The organism is Stenotrophomonas sp. GD03680 (assembly GCF_029844625.1).
Lineage (GTDB): Bacteria > Pseudomonadota > Gammaproteobacteria > Xanthomonadales > Xanthomonadaceae > Stenotrophomonas > Stenotrophomonas maltophilia_P.
In genome coordinates this window covers 1-19,655 of the sequence record NZ_JAOCKC010000037.1, presented here as the reverse complement: position 1 = coordinate 19,655, position 19,655 = coordinate 1, and the positions used below count along the sequence as shown (strand labels likewise).

Genomic DNA, 19,655 nt, shown 5'->3' with positions numbered 1-19,655 from the left:
TCCGCCAGCCCCGGCGCCAACGCTTTCGCCTCCGGGAACAGGGCGAAGCGCAGGCCCACCAGGCCCATCAACGCCTCGTCGCGTGCCTTGCAGGCCGCCACGCTGCCGACCCGCCCCAGCGAGGCATCCAACCGCTCGCGCAGCGTCTGATCGGCGGTGATCGGCCGGCGTGCCGCGACCTGGCGCCGATAGTGCGCGGCAATCTCCTGCAGGATCTGCTCAACGGCCTCGCGGCTGCGGTCGGGCAGTTCCAGCCGGGCACGCCGCAGCTGCAGGATGTTCAGGCCGATGCGGGCTTCATTGAGCATGTCCACCGACGCGATGTCGCTGCCTTCCGGCGTCGCCGCCAGCCGGGGGGCCAGCAGCCCGAGCAGGTCGAGCATGCGCGCGGCGAAGCGCTGCCGGTCCTGCTGTCCGCGGCCTTCGGCCGCTTCCGCCAGGGTGGTCCAGCCTTGCCGGACCAGCCGCCGCGCGGTCCATTCGGCACCTACCGAGCGGAACAGGCGGGTCATCACCACCGCAAAGCCGATGCCGATGAACATCGCCACTGACGAGTTCACGAACGTCTGGATGTTGGCGCTGTAGGTGTTCTGCAGGCTGAGCAGCGCGGCCAGATTGACCGTCAGCGGCAGCGCAAACAACGCACTCTTGGGGTGGTGCAGCAGCAGGCCCAGCGGCAGGAACGCCACCGCCAGCACCAGTGCCAGCAGTCCGAAGTCGTGAACGGCGGGGAATACACCGAACAGGTACACGCCTGCGACCAGCGAAGCCACCATCGCCCACACCAGGAACGAGACCATGCTCGGTGCCGGATCATCCTGTGCCGCGAAGAAGGCCGCCGTCACCGCAGCCATCATCGCGCCGTTGCCACCGCCTTCCCAGCCCAGCGCGATCCACAGCACGCAATAGCCCATCAGCGCCACGCCGGCGCTGAGCGCCGAGAACAGCGCCATGCCGTAGTCGACGTGCCTGTCGGCGGCGACCCGGTCGGTGCGGATGCGATAGTGCGCGCGGTCCAGCGGCGCGTTGCCGTGGTCGATCGCCTGCTGCAGCGTGCGGCAGTCCTGCCACAGGTCCACCAGCTCTTCCAGCCGCAGCAGCAGGCTGGCCAGCTGCAGGTGCTGCAGGTCGCGGTCCACCTGCGGCTTCACTGCGCTGATGCGCGCACGCAGGCGGGCGTAATCACTGGCACTGGCCGGTTGCTGCAGCCATTCGTGAATGTCGTCGATCACTGCCGGCAGCCCATCGGGCAGCGACTGGCCATTGCTTCGCAGCGCACTCAGGCGATCGGCAATGGAGGAAAGCACCGGCAACAGCAACAGCATGCGCTCGCGCAGCCGCTCCATGGAGACCGCCGCGCCGGTGTGGCGCGGATCATCGCGGCGCAGGAACTCGATCAATGCCTCGAACTGCACCAGATCGGCGGCCAGGCGGTTGCGCGGTGCATGCGCGCGGCCTCGCTCCAGGATCTGCCGGCACCACTGCGCCGCATCCTCCATCCAGGTGCCGATGCGTGCGCGCAGCATCGGCCGCACCGAAGCCGGGAACAGCAGCGAGGCGAACAGCACCGCCACCACCGTGCCGAGGATGATCTCCTCGCTGCGTGCCACGACCGTGTCGAAGATCGCCTCCGGCGAGGTCACGGCGGGGAAGCCGATGAAGGCGGTCGTATAGCCGGCGAGCAGGAAGGCATAGCCGCGCGGGCCGCGGTTGAGCAGGGCCAGGAACAGGCAGCCGGCCAGCCAGAACGACATCGCCGCGCTCAGCAGCAGTGGGGTTTCCACCAGCGCGGGCAGCACCAGCAGTGTGGCCAGGCCGGCCACCAGGGTGCCGACGATGCGGTATACGCCCTTGGCGCGGGTTGGTCCCAGCAGCGGCTGGCTGACGATGTAGACCGTACCCATCGCCCAGTACGGGCGCGACAGGTTGCCGGCCATGGCGATGTACAAGGCGGCGATCGCGGCCAGGTAGGTCTTGATCGAGAACAGCCACGCCTGGCGATCGGTCACGGCGTTCATCACTTAGTTCGCCGTGGCCCGTGGAGCGGCCGTCGCCTGCCAGCCACCGCCGAGCACCAGGAACAGGTGGATCTGATCGCGCGAGACCTGTGCTTCGGCCGCGGCCAGTGTGGCATCGCTGGTGGCCAGGCTGCGGTCGGCGTCCAGGCTGGCCAGGTAGGGTGTCCGCCCACCCTGGTAAAGCCGGCGGTTCTGCTCGGCTGCCAGCGCGGCCTGTTCCTGGGCGATGCGCAGCGACTGCAGGCGGCGCAGGTCCTGTGCGTAGCGGTCCAGAGCGGTCTGCGTCTCACGCAGTGCCTGCAGCACAGTGTGGTCGAACTCGGCCAGCGCCGCATCGGCGCCCGCTTCGGCAGCGTGGATGCGCGCATGGCTGCCCGATGACGGCAGCGTCCACGAGATCAGCGGCCCGATCGACCACTGCTGGGTCATGGGCTGGCCGAAATCTTCCAGCAGGCCGGCGGCGCCGATCGAAGCCCCCAGACGGATGTCCGGATAGAGTTCGGCGGTAGCCACGCCAATGCGCGCGGTGGCCGCGGCCAGCCTGCGTTCGGCCTGGCGCACATCCGGACGACGCTGCAGCAGCGCACGGCCATCTCCGACCGGCAGCGGTTGCGTCAGCGACGGTGCCTGTGCGCAGTCGATCACCCCGGTCGGCAACTGGCCGGGGGTCTGGCCGAGCAGGGCGGCCAGGGAGTACGCCGCCGCCGAGCGCTGCGCGCGCAACGGCGGCAACGCGGCCTCCAGCAGGGCGACCTGGGCATTGGCACGGGCCAGTTCCGGCGGCGTGCCGCGGCCGGCCGCGATCAACCGCTCGGTCACCGAGCGGCCGCGCTGCTGCAGCTGCAGCGAATGCTCGGCCACATGCAGTTCGTGATTGGCGTGGCAGATCTCCAGATAGCTGTCGGCCACCTGTGCGACCACGCTGACCTGGGCCAGGTCGCGCGCCGCAGCGACTGCCTGCTCGTCGGCCCGCGCCGCTTCCGCACCGCGCTTGAGCTTGCCGAACAGATCGAACTGATAGCTGACCGCGAACTTGCCATCGGCCAGGTTGATCACCGGCAGTTCGTGTTCCTGCAGGAACGATTCGGCCGACAACTGCGCGCGGCTGACGCCGGCCTCGGCCTCGTACTCGAAGCCACCGGCGTCCAGTGCCTGTTCGTACACGGCCGCCGCGCGGCGCAGGTGGGCATCAGCGGCTTTCAACTCAACGTTGTCGCGCAGCGCCTGGCTGATCAGGCCGTCCAGCACCGGATCGTCGTACAGCGACCACCAGCGCGCCGGCAGCGGCTGGTTGGCGGCGATCTGCGGGTTCTGCGTATCGATGAACGCCGCATTCGCCTCCGGGCGCTTGAATGCCGAGCCTTCCGGTAGTGCATAGTCGGGACCAACGGTCCTGCACGCGGCCAGGCTGGCCAGTGCGACGATCAGGCCGAGGCGGGACAGTGCGGTATTCACAGGCGGCCCCGCGTCGGCGTGGGGCCGGCCTTGCTGTCATCCGCGCGGCGGCCGGTATCCACCGTCACGGTGGCGGTGCGGCCGGCGATCAACTCAACACCCGCGGGAAGATCATCGATGGCAATCCGCACGGGAATGCGCTGCGCCAGCCGCACCCAGTCGAATGCGGGTGTGACGTTCGGCAACAGGCTGCTGCCGTTGCTGCGGTAGCGGTCCTCGATGCCGGCGGCGATGCTTTCCACATGTCCCTGCAATGGCCTGGATTCACCCATCAGGCGGATGTCCACGCGCTGCCCGGGCACCACACCCTGCAGGCGGGTCTCCTCGAAGTAGCCATCGATGCGGAATGAGCCGGTATCCAGCAACGCCAGTACCGGTTTGCCGGCCACCACGTAGTCTCCGACGCGCAGCGTACGGTCGTTGACCCGGCCGTCTGCCGGTGCGCGCACTTCGGTGCGGCCCAGATTGAGTTCGGCCAGATCGACTGCGGCCTGTGCCGTGGCCAGCGCGGCCTGTGCGGCCTGCAGCTTGGCCCGGCGCACTTCGGCGTCCTCGGCAGCGACGAGGTCCTGCAGGCTGCGATCACGACCGATCTCGCGCTTCAGCTGGGCCACCGACGCCTGGCGCTCGGCCAGGCTGGCCTGTGCCTGCTCCAGTGCGATGCGGTAGCGCGCACGGTCGACCACGAACAGCAGGTCGCCCTTCTTCACCGCCTGGTTGTCGGCGACGTTCACCGTCTCCACCAGGCCGGACACATCCGGCGCCATCTGCACCACGTCCGCGCCGACATGGGCGTCACGGGTCCAGGGCTCGTCCATGTAATAGACCCACAGCTGGCGCAGCACCAGCAGCGCGACGATCACGGCGGCACCGGTGAGCAGCACCGGCAGGGACTTCTTCACGATCTTGTTCACGATTGCATCCAGCGCAGAAGGTGGAAAAGCAGGCCCAGCACGATCCCGTACAGCGCCAGGTTGAACAGCGCCGGGTGCCAGACATGGCGGTAGGCACCGGCGCGTTGCAGCAGCGCGTGCAGACCGCTGTTGAGCAGATAGGCCAGCAGCATCAACCCGAGCAGGGTCGGGACGAACACTCCGTGGAGACTGAATTCACCAGGCATCGGTAGGGCAGGGCAGATGGGGGAGGGGAGGAACAACGGCACAACAACAACGGGTGACTGCCGCTGGCGTGGCAACGGCAGCGGCGGCATCCGGGGACATCGGTCTCACGTGATGCGGTCGGCGGCCTCGGCCAGCAGGCGCCATGCCTTCAGCACGGCGTGCAGTTCATCCATGGAAAGCGCGCCGAACACGTCCTGACGCAGGTCGATCAACTGATCTTCAAGTTCCTGCACCAGCGCCTGGCCGGCCTCGGTCAGCCACAGCAGGTTGGCGCGACGGTCGCTTGCATCACTTTCACGGCGGACCAGGTCGCTGGCACAGAGCTTGTCCAGCAGGCGTACCAGCGAAGGCCCCTCCATGCCCAGCTGCTGGGCCAGGGCGACCTGGCGGATGCCGCCGCCGGAGCGGCCGATCATCAGCAGGGGCATGGTGCAGGCGGTGGAGATCCCGTAGCTGCCCAGCCGGCTGTCGGCCAAGCGCTGCCACTGCCGCCCTGCATACAGCAGGCCGGAGCTGAGCTGCATCTGCAGCACGGTGCGCTCGTCGAGGGGGCGGTCCATAGATAGATAGGATACTACTAATTTCATTCCTATCAATATGTTTTTCTGAATGGGCGCTACCGCAGCTCGTTCCGGAGTCATGAGCATCGGCTGCGACCCCGACTGTCGGCGCGCGATGAACCATCCCCACAGGACGACCCACCCCCCGGTCCTCCGCCACCCGCCCCACATCCCGCGAACGCGGTGGGTGGGCTCCTTAAAGGCAAGAGCAGAAGCAGTGCGGACCAACGGTCCGCACCCACCAGGGCAGCGGCGCGCCGCTTCAGAAGCCATGAACCCCCGCTTTTGACCCCGCTTTCGGGGGGGGCCGGCCGCGCCAGCAGGAAATTGTCGGAGAGGGGGAGGGGCAGGCCGGGCAGGACCGTCCACGGCATGGATGCCGTGGCCGAGCCTACAGGGACGTACTTGCGGCGTGTCCTGCCCGGCCTGCCCTTCCCCCTCTCGCTCAGCAGCCACGAGGCGCCGGAAGAAGCCCCGATGAACCGTCCCCACAGGACGACCCACCCCCCGGTCAGGTACGATGCTCGCCCCCCGTTCGGGACGCTGTACGCAATGAGCAAGAACAACGAAAAGGCCGCCCCGCAGGGCGACGTGACCCAGGACCAGGCCGAGGATGCCGTGCGCACCCTGCTGCGCTGGGCCGGAGAGGACCCGTCCCGCGAAGGCCTTCTGGACACCCCCCGCCGCGTCGCCGAAGCCTACGGCGACTGGTTCAGCGGTTACCGCGATGACCCGCGCGCCTACATGGAGCGGACCTTCGAGGAAGTCGCCGGTTACGACGAACTGATCGTCCTGCGTGACATCGAGTACGAAAGCCACTGCGAGCACCACATGGCGCCGATCATCGGCCGCGTGCATGTCGGCTACCTGCCGGCCGGCAAGGTGGTGGGCATCAGCAAGCTGGCGCGCGTCGTCGAGGCCTATGCCCGCCGTTTCCAGGTGCAGGAAAAGATGACGGCGCAGATCGCCCAGTGCATCCAGGATGTGCTGCAGCCGATCGGCGTCGGCGTGGTCGTCGAAGGGGCCCACGAGTGCATGACCACCCGCGGCATCCACAAGCGTGGCGTCAGCATGGTCACCTCCAAGATGCTCGGCAGCTTCCGCGACGATGCGCGTACCCGCGCCGAGTTCCTGCGCTTCATCGAAGTGGGCGGCAAGCGCTGAGCCGCTTCTCCCCGCACCGCCGGCCCATGGTGGCCGGCCTGCCCACGGCTGTCCCCGCGACGGCCGTGCGTGGCTGCCCGCAGCCGCCTGTCTTTCCCAATCCCCTCGCTGCATGAAGCATCGCGAACGCATCTCCCGCTACCGCCACCTGCGCGAACAGCCCCAATGGAAGCTGCTTGCCGCCGACCATGCGCCCGAAATCATCGGTCTGCTGCAGAGCCTGCTGATGGACGGCGAACGCACCTTGCCGTCCTCGGTGCTCAACGAGCGCCTGCAGCGCGCGCTGGACCAGCTCAATGGGGACGAACTGGCCCGTGACCTGCCGCGCACGGCGCAGGCCTACATCGCACACTGGCTGTCCCAGGGCTGGCTGGAGCGGCGGTTGCCCGAGGGTGCCGACCAGGAGCAGTACGAACTGTCGACCCAGGCCCTGCAGGCGATCCGCTTCGCCGACAGCCTCGAGCAGGCGCGCGTGGCCGCCACCGAGAGCCGCCTGGCACTGGTCATCGAACAGCTCTCGCAGCTGGCTGCACAGACCGAATCCGACCCCGACGCACGCCTGTCTGCGCTGCGCGACGAGCGCGACCGCATCGACGCCGAGATCGCGCGGGTCAGCGCCGGTCGTGTGGTTGCCCTGGACGGCAAGCGTGCACTGGAGCGCGCCCGCCAGATCATCGGTCTGGCCGACGAGCTGACCGAAGACTTCCGCCGGGTGCGCGACGGCTTCGAGCAGCTCAACCGCGAGTTCCGCGAGCGCATCATCGATGACGAAGGCGAACGTGGCGATGTGCTGTCGCAGCTGTTCGAGGGCGTGGACGTGATCGGCGAAAGCGATGCCGGCCGCAGCTTCCAGGCATTCTGGCGCCTGCTCAATGATGCCGAGCAGAGTGCGCAGCTCGATGCCGCGCTGGAAGCCGTGCTGGCACGCGGCTTTGCACGCCGCCTGGATCGCAACGAGCGCAACTTCCTGCGCAGCTTCACCAGCACCATGCTTGAACGCGGCGGCCAGGTACACGATGTCCTGCAGAATTTCGCGCGCAGCCTGCGTGGCTTCGTGCAGAGCCGCGGCTATCTTGAACAGCGTCGCCTCAATCAGCTGCTCAAGCAGGCCCAGTCCGAAGCGCTGGCCCTGCGCGACGAGTTCCCGGCCCAGCGCACGATCGGCCGTGACCTGCAGTTGACGACCAGCCGGCTGCGTTCGTGGTCGCAGTGGAAACTGCACGATCCCCGCAGCGCCCAGGTCGACGGCAATGTCGAGTACAACGACGCGGCCAGCATCAGCCTGGAGAGCGTCGGCGATCTGGTCGCCTCGTCCGAAATCGACTTCCGCACCCTGCGCCGCGACCTGCACGACCTGCTCGATGCACAGCCGCGGCTCAGCATCGCCCAGGCGCTGTCGCAGCGCGAAGCGCCGCAGGGCCTGGGCAGCGTCATCGGCTACCTGTCGCTGGGCACGCGCTTCGGCAGCGTGGTCGCTGGCGAGCAGGAGCTCGCCGAATGGCGTGGCGGCGACGGCCAACTGCGCCGCGCACGCATCCCGCTGGTTTGGTTCACCCAGGAGAGACGCCATGAGCTGGCATGAAGACCCCATCGAAGCACCGTCTGCCGACCAGGCCGAGGACGCCTACGAGGCCGAGCCGGCGATGCTCGAGGCGCAGCCACGGCGCGGCAACAGCGTGTACTACCTGGGTGATACCGGCCGCCTGCCGCTGGATGCCCGGCGCGCGCTGTGCCAGCTGCTGATCGGCCCCAGCATCGACCAGCTGCGCCACGCCAAGCTGTGGCCGGCGCTGGTGCGCAGCGAGGCGGGCATCCGTTCAGCGCTGTCCGACCTGTTCCTGGAACTGGTGCTCGACCGCGAAAGCGGTGTGGCATTCACCCGCCAGGCCGACACCGAAGACGTCGATGCACCGGTACTGCTGCGGACCTCGCCGCTGACCTTCATTGACTCGGTGCTGTTGTTGTTCCTGCGCCAGCAGCTGGCTGAGGCCGACGCGCGCGGCAATCGCGCGGTGGTCGCCGACGCCGAGATGGCCGAAGCACTGGCCATCTACGAGAAGAACCTGTCCACCGACCGCGCCGGCTTCAATCGCCGCGTTGCATCGGCCGTGCAGAAAATGAAGGACAACCACATCCTGACCCGTCTGAGCGGCCAGGACGACCGCCACGAAGTCTCGCCGGCGCTGAAGCTGCTGTTCTCCGCCGAAGACGTGTCCCAGCTTTCGGCAGTGTACCGCCAGCTGCGCGAAACCCCGGCCGCCGAAGCCTGAGAGACCCGAACACCGCATGGCCATTTCCAAGCACACCCCCGCCCTGTTCAATGAAGGCCTGCCGGACCCGCGCCTGCAGCAGTTCCGCATGCGCCGCCTGCAGGTGCACAACTGGGGCACCTTCAACGGCCTGACCGAAGTGCCGATCGCCGAGCGCGGCTTCCTGTTCGTCGGCCGTTCCGGCTCGGGCAAGTCGACCCTGCTCGATGCCATGTCCGCGCTGCTGACGCCGCCGGCCATCGTCGACTTCAACGCGGCTGCACGCGAAGCCGAGCGCAGTGGCCGCGACCGCAACCTGGTGTCCTACGTGCGCGGCGCGTGGGCCGACCAGCAGGACAGTGGCACCGGCGAGATTGCCACGCAGTACCTGCGCAAGGGTGCGACCTGGACCGCACTGGTGCTGGAGTACCGGGCCGGCGACGGCCGCGTGGTCAGCCTGGTGCGCCTGTTGTGGATCTCCGGCAACGGCACCTCGGCCGGCGACGTGCGCAAGCACTACATGATCGCCGAGCGTCCGTTCGACATCGCCAAGGATCTGGGCGGCTTCGATCTGGACCTGCGCAAGCTCAAGCAGAAGCTGGCCGACGTCCACCACTTCGACACCTTCTCCGGCTATGCCGAGCGCTTCCGCGACCTGCTCGGCATCGACAACGAGATGGCGCTGCGCCTGCTGCACAAGACGCAATCAGCGAAGAACCTGGGTGATCTCAACGTCTTCCTGCGCGACTTCATGCTCGACACGCCGAAGACGTTCGACGCCGCCGAGCGCCTGGTGAGTGATTTCGCCGAGCTTGACGGGGCCCATCAGGCGGTCGTCACCGCCCGTCGCCAGGTGGAGACGCTGTTGCCGGCGCGCGCCTATTACGCCGATCTGAAGGAAATGCACCGGCAGCGCGGTGACGACGAGGCGCTCAAGCTGGGCGTCGACAGTTTCCGCGAGAGCCGCCGCCAGGCGCTGATCGAAGCGCGCCTGCGCGAGATGGACGTGCGTGACCGTGGCCTGCTGGGGGAAGAGGCGCAGCGCCGCGCTGCGCTGGACAACCACAGCGAACGCCTGGCCGAGCTGGAACTGCAGCGGCGTCAGCAGGGCGGCGAGCGCATCGAAGAGCTGGAGCGCGAGCAGGGCCGCGCCGAAGCCGAGCGCGATCGCCGCAAGGCCAAGCGCGACCAGGCGCAGGAAGCCGCACGGAAACTGCAGGCCGAACTGCCCGACGATGCCCATGGCTTCGCCGAACTGGTCGAGCGTGCGCAGAACGAACTGCAGGATCGCCAGCGCGCTTCGGCCTCGCTGGACGATGCCATCAGCGAGCGCCTCGGTGGCAAGCGCGATGACGAGCGTCGCTTCGCTGAAGTACGCCTCGAACTTGACGCGATGCAGCGCACGCCCTCCAACATTCCGGCGCCGATGCAGAAGCTGCGTGCACGGTTGGCGGAAGAGACCGGCATTTCCGAAGTGGCGTTGCCGTTCGTCGGCGAGCTGATCCAGGTCCGCTCCGAGGAACAGGGCTGGCAGGGTGCGATCGAACGCGTGCTGGGTGGCTTCGCGCTGTCGCTGCTGGTTGACGACAAGCACTACAACGCGGTTGCCGACTGGGTGAACCGCACCCACCTCGGCATGCGCTTCACCTACTACCGCGTGCGCCGCAACGACGAGGCGTTCGCCCGCGAACCATCGGCGAAGTCGCTGCTGCACAAGCTGGAGCTGCGCGACCACGTGTTCGAGAGCTGGCTGCGGCGTGAGCTGGGCAAGCGATTCGACTACGAATGCGTGGATGCCAGACAGCTGCGCAACGTCGACCGCGGCATCACCCGCGAAGGCCAGGTCAAGCATCCGGGCGACCGCTTCGAGAAGGACGACCGCAGTGCCGTGGGCGACCGCCGTCGCTGGATTCTCGGTTTCAACAATCACGACAAGGTCGGTGCGTTCGAACGCGAGGCGCAGGAACTGGCCAAGCGCATCGCCAGCTGCGAGACCGATATCGCGAGCCTGCGTGGCCAGCGCGATCGTGACAACGAGCGCCGCCTGGCCTGCCACGAGCTCGCGGGTATCCAATGGAACGAGATCGACGTCGCCGCGCCCCAGCAGCGCCTGACCGACATCGAAGCCAGCCTGCGCGACCTGCGCGAAGGCAATGCCGACCTGGCCAGGCTGGCACAGCAGATCGACGCCGTGCGCGCCGACATCGAGCAGGCCCGCCGCACCTATGAGGATGTCCGTGTCGAGCGCGGCCAGCTGGTCCGGGAACGTGACCGCCTCGACCGCGCGCGCCAGCAGAGCCGCGCGCTGGTGCTGCCAACGCTGGCCGAAGCGCAGGAGAGCGGCCTGGCAGAGCGGTTGCAGCAACAGGGCCCGCTCAGCCTGGAAACGCTGGAAGCGCACATGCGCCAGGTCAGCAATGCGCTGAACGAACAGTTGTCGTCCTCGCAGCAGGACCTCAACCGTATCGAGAACCAGCTGGTCGGCTGCTTCCGCCGCTTCATCCAGCAGTGGCCGGAAGAATCCGGCGACTTCACCGCATCGGTGGCGTCGGCCGAGGACTTCCTTGCCCGCCTCGACCGTCTCGAACGCGATGGCCTGCCGCAGCATGAGGAACGCTTCTTCGATCTGCTGCAGAACCAGAGCAAGAACAACCTGTTGGCCCTGCAGCGCCACAGCGCCGAGGCCCGCAAGTCGATCGGCCAGCGCCTGGACGAAGTCAACGCCAGCCTGGAGCAGGTGCCGTTCAACCGGGGCACCCTGCTGACCATCGAATTGAGCGACCGCCGGCTGCCGGAAGTGCTGGAGTTCCAGCTGCAGCTGCGCGAAGTGCTGTCGCAGCAGCAGACCGAGCAGCGTGAACTGGCGGAGTCACAGTTCACCGTGCTGCGCCAGCTGGTCAACCGCCTGGGTTCGCAGGAAGGTGAGGACAAGCGCTGGCGCGAGCTGGTCCTGGACGTGCGCATGCACGTGGAGTTCATCGGCGTCGAACTCGATGCGGAAACGCGCCAGCAGGTCGAGATCTACCGCAGCGGCGCCGGCAAGTCCGGTGGCCAGCGGCAGAAGCTCGCCACCACCTGCCTGGCCGCAGCGCTGCGTTACCAGCTCGGCGGCGCTGACAGCCAGCTGCCCAGTTACGCGGCGGTCGTGCTCGACGAGGCCTTCGACAAGGCCGACAACGAGTTCACCGCGCTGGCGATGAACATCTTCGACAACTTCGGTTTCCAGATGGTGGTCGCCACGCCGCTGAAGTCGGTGATGACCCTGGAGCCCTTCATCGGTGGTGCCTGCTTCGTCGAGATCAGTGGCCGCCACGATTCGGGCGTGCTGCTGATCGAGTACGACGAAGAAGGAAGGCGCCTGAAGCTGCCCGAGCGCAGCCGCCAGCAGGCCAATGAACCGGAGGAAGCCGAAGCCTGACCGCCTCGGGCAATCCACCTGTAGAGCCGAGCCATGCTCGGCTGCTCTTCGCGACCTGAAACAACGTGCCAACCAAGGTTGGCACCTACCATTTCATAACGTCCCTCACGAACCGCCGAACGTATCCCACGCCATCCGCGCGATCAGCACCACCACCAGGCCCACGAACAGTTTGCGGATGAACGGCGTGCCGCCTTTCAGTGCCAGCCGCGTGCCGACCACCGAACCGATGATGTTGGCCGTGGCCATCGGCAGCGCGAACAACCACAGGATGTTGCCGGTCGGCACGAAGAACGAGATCGCCGCCATGTTCGTCGCTAGGTTCACGACCTTCGATGCGGCCGACGCACGCAGGAAGTCCAGGCCGAAGAAGCGCACGAACAGGAAGATCAGGAAACTGCCGGTGCCTGGCCCGAAGAATCCATCGTAGAAGCCGATCGCGGCGCCGATCACCAGCGCGATGGTCAGTTCGCGCCGGCCGATCTCCTGCGGCCGGTGCAGCGCGCCGAAATCCTTCTTCCACAGGGTGTAGGCCAGCATCGCCACCAGCAGCACCAGCACCAGCGGCCGCACGGCATCCTTGGGCAGCAGGCTCACCGCCGTAGCCCCGGCGAACGAGAACACGAATGCCGTGCCCGCGGCGAACAGTACCGGCTTCCAGGGGAACCGCACGTTGCGTGCATAGCGCCACGCCGCCGCCGCCGTGCCGAACATCGAACTGAACTTGTTGGTACCGAACAGCATCGCCGGCGTCTGCTGGGGCAGCACGGTGAACAGGCCGGGCAGCTGTACCAGTCCCCCTCCACCCACGGCAGCATCGACCAGGCCGGCAATGAAGGCGATCACCACCAGCCACCACAACTCGGGGGGAACCAGTTCCAGCACGGGGATCATTCAATGTGGGGGCGCGACAGCATACGCCTATCGCCGATGGATGCCCGACGTGACTCGAGCGACAATACCCCTCATGAGCCGAAACCCTGCCGATTCCTGCCCCTGTGGCCTCGCCACGGACTACGCCGACTGCTGAGGCCGCTTCCATGCCGGCGAGCCCGCACCGGACGCCGAGCGCCTGATGCGCTCGCGCTACAGTGCGTACGTACGTGGTCTGGCCGACTACCTGCGGGCCACCTGGCATCCGGCCACCCGTCCCGCCGAACTGTCGCTGGACGAGGCGCCCGGCCAGCGGACGCACTGGCTTGGCCTGACCGTCCACGAGCACCAGGTGAATGGGCCCGACCATGCCGAAGTGCGATTCACCGCCCGCTACCGGGTGGGCGGCGGCAGTGCGGTGAGAATGAACGAGCGCAGCCGGTTCGAACGCATCGACGGACGCTGGTACTACCTCGACGCGATCTGAACCGGTTACGCGACGGCATCGATGTGAACGGCGCGATGTCACGCCATGACGTTGCGCTCACCCGCACCGCTGGATGCTGGCTGCATGGACAGCGCTACCGTCGCCGTCGCTGCTCCGCAGCGTGAACTCGCCCACCGCTATGCGCAGACGCGCGCCCGCAGCGTGCTGCTGGCCGAACCGCTCAGTGCCGAAGATGCCATGCTGCAGAGCATGGCGGACGCCAGCCCGAGCAAATGGCATCTGGCGCACACCACGTGGTTCTTCGACCGCTTCGTGCTGGCCGGTCTATCCGGCGCACCGGCACGTGACCCCGCGTGGGACTACCTGTTCAACAGCTACTACAAGAGTATTGGGCCGGCGCATGCCAGGCCGCAGCGTGGCCTGCTCTCGCGCCCGTCGCTGCAGCAGGTACTCGATTACCGGCAGCAGGTCGATGCACACCTGCTGACGCGTCTCCGCGATGGCGATCTTGACGATGAAGCCCTGCAGCATCTCCAGCTGGGCCTGCAGCACGAGCAGCAGCACCAGGAGCTGCTGCTGACCGACATCAAGCACGCGCTCTGGTGCAATCCGCTGCATCCGCCCTACCGCCAGGACCTGCGCGCCGCCGTCAGCGTAGCCAGTCCGCTGGGCTGGATCGAATCTCCCGAGCGCATCGTCACCGTCGGCGCACCGGCATGGCCACAGCACGCTACCTTCGCCTACGACAACGAATCGCCACCGCATCGCGTGCTGTTGCCGGCCCACATGCTGGCTGATCGACCGGTCTGCAACGCGGAGTACCGGGACTTCGTCGAAGCCGGCGGTTACCGCGATCCGCGCTGGTGGCTCAGTGAGGGCTGGGCTCTGCGCGAAAGCGAGGACTGGCAGCATCCACTCTATTGGGATGACGCCCTCCAGCGCGAATACACGCTCGGCGGCTGGCGCGACCTCGACGCGCATGCGCCGGTGTGCCATCTCAGCTACTACGAAGCCGATGCGTATGCCCGCTGGGCCGGTGCGCGCCTGCCCAGCGAATTCGAGTGGGAGGCCGCCGCGACGTCGCAGCCGATCGCCGGCCATTTCGCCGAGGACGATCATCTGCATCCTGCTGCAGCACAGGGCAGGGGACTGCGGCAGCTGTTCGGCGACGTCTGGGAATGGACCGGCAGCGCGTATGGCGCGTACCCCGGTTTCCGTCCGTTCGCCGGCAATCTGGGTGAGTACAACGGCAAGTTCATGTGCGGGCAGTGGGTCCTGCGCGGCGGCAGCTGTGCCACCCCGCGCGGGCATGTGCGCGCCAGCTACCGTAACTTCTTCATGCCACCTGCGCGCTGGCAGTTCTCCGGCCTGCGCCTGGCGAGGGATCTGCCGTGAGCACCGTACAGGATGCGCTGCAGGCGCTGACCGATCTGACGCCCAGCCGCGAGCAGATCCTCGCCGACACACTGGCCGGACTGTCGCGCACTGCGCGCCAGCTGCCGTCGAAGTACTTCTATGATGCGCGCGGTTCACGCCTGTTCGAACAGATCACCCACACGCCGGAGTACTACCCCACGCGCACCGAGCTGGCCCTGTTGAATCGGGTGCTGCCGGATATCGCACGCGTGGTGGGCCCGCGCCTGCACGTGGTCGAGCTGGGCAGCGGCAGTGGTCGCAAGACCGCGCTGTTGCTGGCCGCGCTGCAGGATCCCGTGGCCTACACCCCCATCGAGATCTCCCGGGCGGCGCTGCTGTCGAGCATCGATCACCTCGCTCCCGCGCTTCCCGACGTGGAAATGCTGCCGGTCTGCGCTGACTTCACCCGTCCGGTGGACGTGCCCGCACCGGAGCGCGAGCCCGCGCGGCGCCTGCTGTTCTTCCCGGGGTCCACGCTTGGCAACTTCGCCAGCGAGGACGCCCTCGCCCTGCTGCGGGCCATGCGTCAGACCATGGGTGACCACGGCCTGGCCCTGATCGGCATCGACCTGCACAAGGACCCCGCGCTGATCGAAGCCGCCTACAACGACGCCGAAGGCATCACTGCGGCATTCACCCTCAACCTGCTCGTCCGCCTCAACCGTGAGGTGGGCAGCGACTTCGATCTGGACGGCTTCCGCCACCGTGCCCGTTACAGCACTGAACGTCTGCGTATCGAGACCGATCTGGTCAGCCAGCGGGCGCAGGACGTCCACCTCGATGGCCGCACCTTCCACTTCGAGGCCGGTGAGGCGATCCGCGTCGAGTACAGCCACAAGTACACCGATGACGGCTTTGATGCGCTGGTGCGGCAGGCCGGCCTGCAGGTTGCGCAGCGCTGGGACGCTGACAGTCCAGCTTACGGCCTGCGGCTGCTGCGTACGCTCTAGAGAGGCCAACGGCCGGCAACTGCTTCAGCATCGCCGGTCGCTCAGCCTCTAGTATGGTGTCAGCACCGGCAACACGGAGGACGCCATGCCCACCCTGACCGCACTCGGCCTGGCCGCGGCACTGGCCGCGCCGTCAACGGCGCCCGACCTGACCCCGCCCGATCCCGCGTTCACCCGGTGTCTGGCACAGCTGCAGGCAACGGCAGCTACCCAGGGCATTGCCGCAGACCGCTTCGGTGCGATCACCGCCGACCTGCGTCCTGATCCCAGCGTGCTCGGCTTGCTGGATGCGCAGCCCGAATTCTCCACCCCGATCTGGGACTACCTGGCTGCACTGGTGGACCGCCAGCGCGTCGACGATGGACGGGCCATGCTGCAGCAGCACCGCGACCTGCTTGATCGCATCGCCGCGCAGTATGGCGTCGATCCGGTCACCATCGTCGCCGTCTGGGGCGTGGAGAGCGACTATGGCCGTGTATTCGGCAAGCGTCCGCTGCTGCAGTCGCTGGCGACGCTGTCCTGCGCCGGCCGGCGGCAGGCGTTCTTCCGTGGCGAACTGCTGGCCCTGCTCACGCTGATCGATCGCGGTGATCTGCAGGCTCAAGGTCTGACCGGGTCCTGGGCCGGCGCGTTCGGCCATACGCAGTTCATGCCCAGCACCTACGCACGCATCGCCGTCGACGGCGATGGCGACGGTCGCCGTGACCTGGTCGGCAGCATTCCCGACGCACTGGCGTCTACCGCCAACTATCTCAAGCGCGCCGGCTGGCGCACGGGAGAACCGTGGGGCATGGAGGTGCGTGTTGCCGACGGCTTCAATACCAGCCTGGCCGGCCGTACCCAACGCCGGTCACTGGCTGAATGGCGTACGCAGGGCGTGACAGCGCTGGACGGCAGCGCGCTGGCTCCGGCGGGTCTGGCTGCCGACGCGCGGGCGGCACTGCTGCTGCCCGCCGGCATCAAGGGGCCGGCCCTGCTGGTGTTCCGCAACTACGATGCGATCTACAGCTACAACGCCGCCGAAAGCTATGCGCTGGCGATCGCGACGCTGGCTGATCGCCTGCGCGGCGGCAGCGGCCTGGCCACCGCCTGGCCGACCGATGACCCCGGGCTGGGCCGTGATGAGCGCCGTCAGCTGCAGACCCTGCTGCTGGCGCGGGGGCATGATATCGGTACCGCTGATGGCATGATCGGCACAGCCAGCCGCCGGGCGATCCAGGCCGAACAGCGCCGCCTGGGATGGAGCACGGCCGATGGACGAGCCGGCCAACGCATCCTGCGCGCGCTGCAGAGCGCGGCGCCGCCTGCGGTGGCCTCCACCCGCTTCACGCTTCCCAGCAACTACAGTGCCGTGCAGTCGCCGGCCATACGGAGTCGATCCAACGTGCAACAGATCCAGGGCGTACGCAGTGGCCAGTTCCAGGGGCTTGATGCCTGGCTGGTGGAAACCCCCCAGGCCACCGCAGCCATCAGTGTGTTCGGCGGCCAGCTGCTCTCCTTCGTACCCAAGGGGCAGCCCGATCTGCTGTGGCTTTCGCCACGCCGTGCCGCATTGCCGACCCCCATCCGCGGCGGCAGCCCGGTGTGCTGGCCGTATTTCGGGCGACAGGGGCAAGGCGACGATGTGCCCGCGCATGGTTTCGTGCGCACCCTGCCGTGGGAGCTGAAGGAGGCCCGCCGGCTGGACGACGGCAGCATCGAACTCGTATTGGCTCCCCCTGCATTGGACAACCTCGCCCTGCGCCTGGCCATGACCGTGCGCATCGGCCGTGAACTACGGCAGCAGCTGGTGACCGACAATCCTGGCACCGTGCCGGTGACGATCACCCAGGCGCTGCACAACTACTTCCGCGTGGGCGATGCCAGCAAGGTCGAAGTCGATGGCGTGGACGGGCTGGAGTATCTGGACAAGTTCGAGAACTATGCACAGGCGCGGCGCCAGCAGGGCCCGTGGTCCCTGCGCGATCCGCGCGACCCGGGCCGCAGTGACCGCATCTATACCGGGGCAGGTGGCCACTACGTCCTGCGCGATCCGGTGCTGAAGCGTCGCATCACGATCCGTACCGAAGGCAGCCGCTCGCTGGTGGCCTGGAATCCCGGCGCGGAAGCGGCAGCGAAGATGGCCGACGTGGGCGACGGCTGGCGCGATTACGTCTGCCTGGAAGCGGCCAATGCCGGGCCCGACGTGATCACCATCGCACCGGCCGGTCGCCACGTGCTGGTACAGACCTTGTCCAGCTCGCCACTGTGAGTGGACATCCCGCCACGGATGGCAATCCCTACGCTGCACCGGTTGCCGGCGATGCGCCGTCGAGCCTGGACGCCGCAATGGCGGTCTATGACCGTCATCCACGGCTCGCCCGCGTGGTGGCCGACAACTTCGCTGTCTATGCCGAGTTGTGGCGGCTGCGTCGGGATCCGCCGGGCTGGCCGCGTCCCTGGAACTGGGCCGCGTTCCTGTTCGACTTCAAGTGGCTGCTGTACCGGCGTATGTACGGCATGGCGGTGGCCTACGTCCTGATCAGCATGGTGGGGGGTGCCGCCATCGTGCTGGCCGGAATGGACGACGCGGCGATATGGGGGTTGACGTTGGCCTTGAAGATCGCAGTGTCACTGGCGGCCAATGCGCTGTATCTGCGCCGCTGCAGGGCGGTGATCGCCCGCGCCGAAGCCGCCGGCGCGGGTGACGGCGCACGCGTCGAGGCCTATATCGACCGGCGCAGCGGCGTCAGCCGGCTGGCCCTGGGCCTGGGCATCGTGTTCAGCGTCGCACTGCAGGCGTTGGACCTCTTCGGCGGCGCCTAGCTGCGGGGCTCACGTGGCCGCAGGACCAGCAGGCACAGCGCGCCAGCGACCAGCCCCCAGAAGGCGGAACCGATACCGGCCAGCGACATCCCCGACGCAGTGACCAGGAAGGTGACCAGTGCCGCCTCGCGGTCGCGCTCCACCGCCAGTGCGCTGGCGAGGCTGTTGCCGATGGTGCCGAACAGTGCGATGCCAGCCACGCAGGCCACCAGCTCCCGCGGGAACGCGGCGAACAGTGCGGCCACGGTGGCGCCGAACAGGCCGATGACGATGTAGAACACACCTGCCGCCATCGCCGCGGTGTAGCGCCGGGCAGGATCCTCATGGGCATCGCGGCCCATGCAGATGGCTGCGGTGATCGCGGCCAGGTTCAGCGCATAGGCACCGAAGGGGGCCAGTACCGTGTTGACCACGCCGATCCAGCCGATCAGCGGCGATACCGGGGCGTCGTAGCCGGAGGCGCGCATCACGGCGACGCCGGGAATGTTCTGCGAGGCCATGGTCACCACGAACAGGGGCAGGGCGATGCCTGCCACGGCAGTCCACGACAGGGAAGGTGTCACCCACTGCGGGACCGCCAGCTGCAACTGCAGCTGCTGCGCGTGCAGCAGACCGCGGCTGGCCGCGACCGCGATGCCAACCAGCAGGGTCGCGATCACGGCGTAACGCGGGAACAGGCGCCGGCCAGCCAGCCAGGTCGCGAACATCGCCAGGGCAAGTACCCTCTGGCTGTCCATTGCGACGAACACATCCAGGCCGAAGCGCAACAGCACACCGGCCAGCATGCCCGCCGCCAGCGCCATCGGCACACGTTGCATGAGCCTGGCGAAGATGCCGGAGAAGCCGGCCAGCATTGCCAATGCCGCAGCAAGCAGGAACGCGCCTGTCGCCTCGGAGAGCGAAGCGCCGCCGGCGCCCACCACCAGCATCGCGGCGCCGGGCGTCGACCACGCGGTGACCACCGGTACCCGATAGCGAAGTGACAGCCCGATGCAGGTCACGCCCATGCCCAGTCCCAGCGCCCACATCCAGGATGCGATATGGGCCTGATCGGCACCGACCGCCTGCGCGGCCTGGAACACGATCACCGCCGAACTGGCGAAGCCCACCAGTACGGTGATGAAGCCGGCGACGATCGCCGGCATCGATAGATCCCGCCACCATCCGTGGCGCACCTG

At 67.8% G+C, this 19,655-nt stretch carries 16 protein-coding genes; 9 read left to right on the top strand and 7 right to left on the bottom strand.

Annotated features, from left to right (window positions below; genetic code table 11):
- The 5 genes from N5J29_RS18820 to N5J29_RS18800 form a co-directional block, all read right to left on the bottom strand.
- The coding region (locus tag N5J29_RS18820) for an FUSC family protein (protein WP_279924535.1) at window positions 1–2,018 on the bottom strand (2,018 nt) is incomplete at its 3' end.
- A 3-nt stretch (window positions 2,019–2,021) separates the two neighbouring features.
- Window positions 2,022–3,473 carry an efflux transporter outer membrane subunit gene (locus N5J29_RS18815; RefSeq protein WP_164151435.1) on the bottom strand — a complete coding sequence of 484 codons (1,452 nt, stop codon included), beginning with the start codon at window positions 3,471–3,473 and terminating at the stop codon, window positions 2,022–2,024.
- Window positions 3,470–4,387, bottom strand: coding sequence for an HlyD family secretion protein (locus N5J29_RS18810; protein ID WP_053517256.1), 918 nt, complete (start codon window positions 4,385–4,387; stop codon window positions 3,470–3,472). Before N5J29_RS18810 ends, N5J29_RS18815 begins: the two co-directional genes overlap by 4 nt.
- Complete coding sequence (locus N5J29_RS18805) at window positions 4,384–4,593, bottom strand: DUF1656 domain-containing protein (protein ID WP_053517257.1); 210 nt, start codon at window positions 4,591–4,593, stop codon at window positions 4,384–4,386. The genes N5J29_RS18810 and N5J29_RS18805 overlap by 4 nt, the downstream gene beginning before the upstream one ends.
- Window positions 4,594–4,698: 105 nt before the next feature.
- Window positions 4,699–5,154 (bottom strand): MarR family transcriptional regulator, encoded by a 456-nt coding sequence (locus N5J29_RS18800; RefSeq protein WP_065174050.1) that lies wholly within the window; start codon window positions 5,152–5,154, stop codon window positions 4,699–4,701.
- 552 nt (window positions 5,155–5,706) lie between these two features.
- On the opposite strand from N5J29_RS18800, the gene folE reads away from it, so the two are divergent.
- The 4 genes from folE to N5J29_RS18780 all read left to right on the top strand — a co-directional run bounded on the left by folE (window position 5,707) and on the right by N5J29_RS18780 (window position 11,985).
- Entirely contained in the window at window positions 5,707–6,318 is a 612-nt protein-coding gene (folE, locus tag N5J29_RS18795) for a GTP cyclohydrolase I FolE (protein WP_004141296.1), read from the top strand.
- 112 nt (window positions 6,319–6,430) lie between these two features.
- On the top strand, window positions 6,431–7,900 hold the full coding sequence (locus N5J29_RS18790) for a DUF3375 domain-containing protein (RefSeq protein WP_053520046.1): 1,470 nt from the start codon (window positions 6,431–6,433) through the stop codon (window positions 7,898–7,900).
- Entirely contained in the window at window positions 7,887–8,588 is a 702-nt protein-coding gene (locus N5J29_RS18785; protein WP_053520047.1) for a DUF4194 domain-containing protein, read from the top strand. Before N5J29_RS18790 ends, N5J29_RS18785 begins: the two co-directional genes overlap by 14 nt.
- A gap of 16 nt (window positions 8,589–8,604) precedes the next feature.
- Window positions 8,605–11,985, top strand: a complete 3,381-nt coding sequence (locus tag N5J29_RS18780; RefSeq protein ID WP_065176260.1) for an SbcC/MukB-like Walker B domain-containing protein — start codon at window positions 8,605–8,607, stop codon at window positions 11,983–11,985.
- Between the two features lie 105 nt (window positions 11,986–12,090).
- On the opposite strand, the gene N5J29_RS18775 is transcribed toward N5J29_RS18780, so the two are convergent.
- A complete protein-coding gene (locus tag N5J29_RS18775; RefSeq protein WP_065176259.1) occupies window positions 12,091–12,870 on the bottom strand; it encodes a TSUP family transporter in 780 nt (259 codons plus the stop codon).
- A 190-nt stretch (window positions 12,871–13,060) separates the two neighbouring features.
- On the opposite strand from N5J29_RS18775, the gene N5J29_RS18770 reads away from it, so the two are divergent.
- The 5 genes from N5J29_RS18770 (at window position 13,061) to N5J29_RS18750 (ending at window position 18,477) form a co-directional block, all read left to right on the top strand.
- Complete coding sequence (locus tag N5J29_RS18770; RefSeq protein ID WP_164151434.1) at window positions 13,061–13,345, top strand: YchJ family metal-binding protein; 285 nt, start codon at window positions 13,061–13,063, stop codon at window positions 13,343–13,345.
- An 84-nt stretch (window positions 13,346–13,429) separates the two neighbouring features.
- Entirely contained in the window at window positions 13,430–14,701 is a 1,272-nt protein-coding gene (gene egtB / locus N5J29_RS18765) for an ergothioneine biosynthesis protein EgtB (RefSeq protein ID WP_164151432.1), read from the top strand.
- On the top strand, window positions 14,698–15,672 hold the full coding sequence (gene egtD, locus N5J29_RS18760) for an L-histidine N(alpha)-methyltransferase (protein WP_164151430.1): 975 nt from the start codon (window positions 14,698–14,700) through the stop codon (window positions 15,670–15,672). The genes egtB and egtD overlap by 4 nt, the downstream gene beginning before the upstream one ends.
- Before the next feature lie 85 nt (window positions 15,673–15,757).
- Window positions 15,758–17,923, top strand: a complete 2,166-nt coding sequence (locus tag N5J29_RS18755; RefSeq protein ID WP_164151428.1) for a lytic murein transglycosylase — start codon at window positions 15,758–15,760, stop codon at window positions 17,921–17,923.
- Window positions 17,920–18,477 (top strand): DUF2628 domain-containing protein, encoded by a 558-nt coding sequence (locus N5J29_RS18750; protein ID WP_128987796.1) that lies wholly within the window; start codon window positions 17,920–17,922, stop codon window positions 18,475–18,477. The genes N5J29_RS18755 and N5J29_RS18750 overlap by 4 nt, the downstream gene beginning before the upstream one ends.
- On the opposite strand, the gene N5J29_RS18745 is transcribed toward N5J29_RS18750, so the two are convergent.
- The coding region (locus N5J29_RS18745) for a benzoate/H(+) symporter BenE family transporter (RefSeq protein ID WP_279924533.1) at window positions 18,474–19,655 on the bottom strand (1,182 nt) is incomplete at its 5' end. The two genes, N5J29_RS18750 and N5J29_RS18745, sit on opposite strands and share 4 nt — an antisense overlap.

Coding starts and splice junctions, on each gene's coding strand:
- folE (WP_004141296.1), top strand. CDS start 5,707: ATGAGCAAGAACAACGAAAAGGCCGCCCCGCAGGGCGACGTGACCCAG.
- N5J29_RS18770 (WP_164151434.1), top strand. CDS start 13,061: ATGCGCTCGCGCTACAGTGCGTACGTACGTGGTCTGGCCGACTACCTG.
- N5J29_RS18805 (WP_053517257.1), bottom strand. CDS start 4,593: ATGCCTGGTGAATTCAGTCTCCACGGAGTGTTCGTCCCGACCCTGCTC.
- N5J29_RS18785 (WP_053520047.1), top strand. CDS start 7,887: ATGAGCTGGCATGAAGACCCCATCGAAGCACCGTCTGCCGACCAGGCC.
- N5J29_RS18755 (WP_164151428.1), top strand. CDS start 15,758: ATGCCCACCCTGACCGCACTCGGCCTGGCCGCGGCACTGGCCGCGCCG.
- N5J29_RS18790 (WP_053520046.1), top strand. CDS start 6,431: ATGAAGCATCGCGAACGCATCTCCCGCTACCGCCACCTGCGCGAACAG.
- N5J29_RS18780 (WP_065176260.1), top strand. CDS start 8,605: ATGGCCATTTCCAAGCACACCCCCGCCCTGTTCAATGAAGGCCTGCCG.
- egtB (WP_164151432.1), top strand. CDS start 13,430: ATGGACAGCGCTACCGTCGCCGTCGCTGCTCCGCAGCGTGAACTCGCC.
- N5J29_RS18800 (WP_065174050.1), bottom strand. CDS start 5,154: ATGGACCGCCCCCTCGACGAGCGCACCGTGCTGCAGATGCAGCTCAGC.